The sequence below is a fragment of the Streptomyces novaecaesareae genome, from assembly GCF_000716875.1.
In the GTDB taxonomy this organism is placed as follows: domain Bacteria; phylum Actinomycetota; class Actinomycetes; order Streptomycetales; family Streptomycetaceae; genus Kitasatospora; species Kitasatospora novaecaesareae.
In genome coordinates, this window is sequence record NZ_JNWQ01000173.1 from 1 (window position 1) to 3,732 (window position 3,732).

4 protein-coding genes are annotated in these 3,732 nt (G+C 74.4%); all 4 read right to left on the minus strand.

Annotation, left to right across the window (positions count from 1 at the left end; genetic code table 11):
- Nucleotides 1-377 (minus strand): hypothetical protein (locus tag OP86_RS32230; protein WP_033334398.1); only part of this gene is annotated, 377 nt, incomplete at its 3' end.
- Nucleotides 378-444: 67 nt separating this feature from the next.
- Nucleotides 445-1,470 (minus strand): TolB family protein, encoded by a 1,026-nt coding sequence (locus OP86_RS32235; protein WP_030062625.1) that lies wholly within the window; start codon nucleotides 1,468-1,470, stop codon nucleotides 445-447.
- 2 nt (nucleotides 1,471-1,472) lie between these two features.
- A complete protein-coding gene (locus tag OP86_RS32240; RefSeq protein ID WP_030261177.1) occupies nucleotides 1,473-2,786 on the minus strand; it encodes an MFS transporter in 1,314 nt (437 codons plus the stop codon).
- A gap of 5 nt (nucleotides 2,787-2,791) precedes the next feature.
- Nucleotides 2,792-3,658, minus strand: a complete 867-nt coding sequence (locus OP86_RS32245; protein ID WP_030062628.1) for an alkaline phosphatase family protein — start codon at nucleotides 3,656-3,658, stop codon at nucleotides 2,792-2,794.
- Nucleotides 3,659-3,732 lie beyond the last annotated feature (74 nt).

A 3,732-nucleotide genomic window follows, 5' to 3' on the forward strand; every position in this document is an offset into this window, starting at 1 on the left:
GGGCCGGGGTCGGGGAGGTCGTAGGCGCTGAGGAAGTCGCCGACGCCCGGGGCCTTGCCGCCGCCGAGCCGGTAGTGGAGGTAGGCGACGGGGGCGCCGTCGGAGGTGTGGGTGTAGACGGCGCCGACCGGGACGTAGTAGCGGCCGACGCCGGGGTGCTGGGAGGGGTGGAGGCCGGCCAGGCGTTCGGCGCGGTCGCGGTCGGTCTCGTGGCCGGTGCGCCCGACGGTGAGCGCGTTGACGCCGCGCACCACGAGGGCGGCGCCGACGGACACGCACAGCACCAGTCCGACGGCGACGGTGCGCCGCAGGACGGGCCGGCCGTTCAGGGCGGGCCACGAATCGGTCACCATGCGTTCGGGTGGGATGCCGTCCACGGTTCTTCGCTCCCCCTCGATCAGGACGTCACACTCTGCTCGACGTGGGACCGTAGCCGAGAGTTCCTCAGCCCAGGTAGGCGGGGGCGACCGCGGCCTTGGTGACCGGCTGCGCGACGCCCGAGCCGTCCGCCGGAACGGTCCACAGGTCGGCCCCGTAGTCGCCGGGCAGGGCGTAGACGAGGGTACCGTCGCCGGACCAGAGCGCCTGGTCGTCGATGTTGCGCTGCTCGGCGGTGGCGGTCTCGGTCATGGTGGCGAGGTCGAGCACGTAGAGCCGCCACGGCGCGTCCGGGGAGAGGCCCGGGACGCGCTTCTTGTACGCGATGCGGGTGCCGTCCGGGGAGAGCGAGGGGCATTCGACGTTGTCGTGCAGGGTGGTGAGGGTGCGGGCGGCGAGGTCGCCGCGGACGAGGTGGGTCTGCCCGGCGCTGGCGAGGGTGGCGTAGAAGGCGTTGTCGTCGGCGAAGGTGACGCCCCAGATGTTGATGTCGTGCGCCTGGTACGGGTGGCCGTCGAGGACGATCGCGAAGTCCTCCAGGTTCTCCCGGAGGTTCCAGTCCCGGACGTCCACGATCGAGGTACGGGTGGAGAATTCGCTGCCCGCGTACGAGTCGCCGCTGACGAAGACCGTCCAGGCGGCGAGGTGCCCGGACGGCGACACCCGGGAGCGGGTGGGGATGCCGGCGGCCGGGAAGGAGCGCCGCTCGCGCAGGTGGTCGTCGAGGACGACGGCCCGGTAGGTGTCCTCCAGCGCGCCGTGCTGGGCCTGGAGGCAGATGCCGGTGCCGGCGGCGGCGTGGAAGCGCAGGCACTGAACGCCGGAGGCGGTGCGCGGGCCGTCGGGGTGGTCGGCGGGGACGGTGGTGATCTCGTCCCGGTGCGGGCCCCAGGCCATGTTGCGGAACAGCAACTGCCGTCCACTGTGCGGTGCTTGGAGCGAGACGGTGCCGGGTTCGACGGACGGCCCGCCGGGCTGGGCCTGGTCCCGGCGGGCGGTGCGGTCGGCCGCGTACAGCACGGCCCCGGTGCCGACCGCGCCGAGCACCAGGACGGCGACCAGCAGCACGATCACCCTGGTCCGGTTCTGCAGGTTCACGGGCTCTCCTCAGCAGCGGCGACAACGGGTTCGGACGGGCGCAGCACCGCGGCCGCGCCCAGCACGCACAGCGCCAGCGCCCCCGCCGACCAGCCCAGCGCCGCCGGCCCGCCGACGGCACCCCACAGCGCGCCGAACAGCAGCGAGCAGGCGAACCGGGCCAGCGCCTGCCCGGTGCCGACCAGGGCGAGCCCGGCGCCGCGCTGCTCGGCCGGTACGGCGTCGGCGGCCGCGGCGGCCAGCACCCCGTCGGTGGCGGCGTAGAACGCGCCGTGCAGCACCAGCACGCAGACCGCCGCCGGCAGCCCGCGCAGCGGCGAGAGCAGCACCCCGTACCCGAGCAGCAGCACCCCGTGCCCGGCGAGGAAGAGCCGGTGGCGGCCGATCCGGTCGGCGAGCACGCCGAGCGGGACGGCCAGCAGCAGGAAGGCGGCGGCGGTGCCCAGCGGCAGCAGCGGGAACAGGCTGACGGACAGGTCCAGTCGGCGCTGGACGAGCAGGTAGAGGAAGGAGTCGCTGACGGTGGTGAGTCCGAGCAGCACGGCGCAGAGCGTCAGCCGGCGCAGCCCGGGCAGGCGCAGCAGGGCGAGGCCGTCGCGCAGCGACGGGACGGGAGTTGACGGATCGTCAGCACGCTGCCGGTTCGGCACGAACAGCAGCAGGATCAGCACGCCGAGTGCGGCGACGCACGCGCTGACCGTGAACACGGCGTCGTAGCCGTGGTGTTCGCCGCCGTCGGCGAGCAGCGGGCCGCCCGTCAGGCGCAGCACCAGGAAGGCGGTCAGCGGGCCGAGCAGCGCGCCGGCCGTGTCCATCGCCCGGTGCACGCCGAACGCCCGCCCGCGGTGGGCGGGTTCGGTGGCGAGCGAGATCATCGCGTCCCGGGGCGCGGTGCGCAGGCCCTTGCCGGTGCGGTCGACGGCGATCACCGCGCCGATCAGCGGCACGGTGTGGACGAACAGCAGCAGCGGCCGGCAGAGCGCGGACAGCCCGTACCCGATCGCGGCGACGGCCTTGTGGCGGGCGGCGCCGTCGCGGCCGCGGCGGTCGGCGAGGTGGCCGCCGGCCAGGCGGACGAGGGCGCTGAAGCCGTTCTGGATGCCGTCGAGCAGGCCGAAGCCGAGCGGGGAGAGGCCGAGCCCGGTGAGCAGGTAGAGGGGCAGGACGGCGGTGACCATCTCGGAGGAGATGTCGGTCACCAGGCTGACGGTGCCGAGCGCGAGCACCGTCCCGGGGACGGCACCCCGCCGCGCCGCGCCGGTGGCCGGCGCGGCGGGGGCCTTCGAGCTGCGGGAGTCCGCGACGTACACGGGCGTCAGTTCCAGATGCCGGCGATGTCGGTGGCGCCGGCCGAGTTGCCCGCGTGGGCGTTGACGCCGGCCAGGTCCTCCAGGGTGTGCAGCACGTCGTAGTGGTTGTAGGTGGTGGCGGTGCTGCTGCCCGCGGCGACGTGGGCGCCGTAGACCAGGGTCGGGATGCGGTTGCCGGCCAGCCGGTTGTCCTCGTCGAAGGTGACGACCAGCAGGCTGTTGTGGGCCTTGGCCCACTGCGCGTACCCGTCGAGGTTGCTCCGGAGCCAGGAGTCGCCGGTGCCGACGGAGCAGTCGTGCATGTCGTCGCAGAGGTCCGGGACGACGAAGGAGACCTTGGGCAGGGTGCTGTAGTCGCTCGGGAACGCGTCCATGCCGTACGCGCTGTCGGTGGGCACGTTGCCGAAGCCGAACCACGGGTTGTGCTTCTGCGCGTAGGAGTCGACCCGGCAGTCGGTGGCGCCCTGGGCGGGCAGGCCCTCGTTGTAGCTGGCCCAGGTCTGGCCGGCGGCGAGCAGTTCGGAGGCCAGGTTGGGCTCCTGCAGTGCGCCGACGTCCACGCAGCTGTCGTCGACGATGCCCTGCGAGCTGCCGGAGAACAGCATGTAGTAGTTGGGCTGGCTGGGGTGGGTGAGCGCGTAGGACTGGGTCAGCCTCGCGCCGCCGGCCACCAGGGTGCCGTTGATGTACGGGGCGTTGGAGCTGCCGATCACCTGGGTGTAGGCGTGGTTCTCCAGCACGACGACGACCACGTGGTCGGGGGCGGGCAGGCCGGCGGCGGTGTCGGCGGCCGCGCTGCCGCCCGCGGCCCAGAGGCCGAGCGAGCCGGCGAGCAGGCCGAGCCCGCTCGCGAGGGCGGTCAGCGGGCGCAGCCCGCGGCGGCGGAGGGGGCGCGGGGCGGCGGAGCTCGCGGCGGCGACGGGGCGCGCGGCGGGGGTGCCGGGGG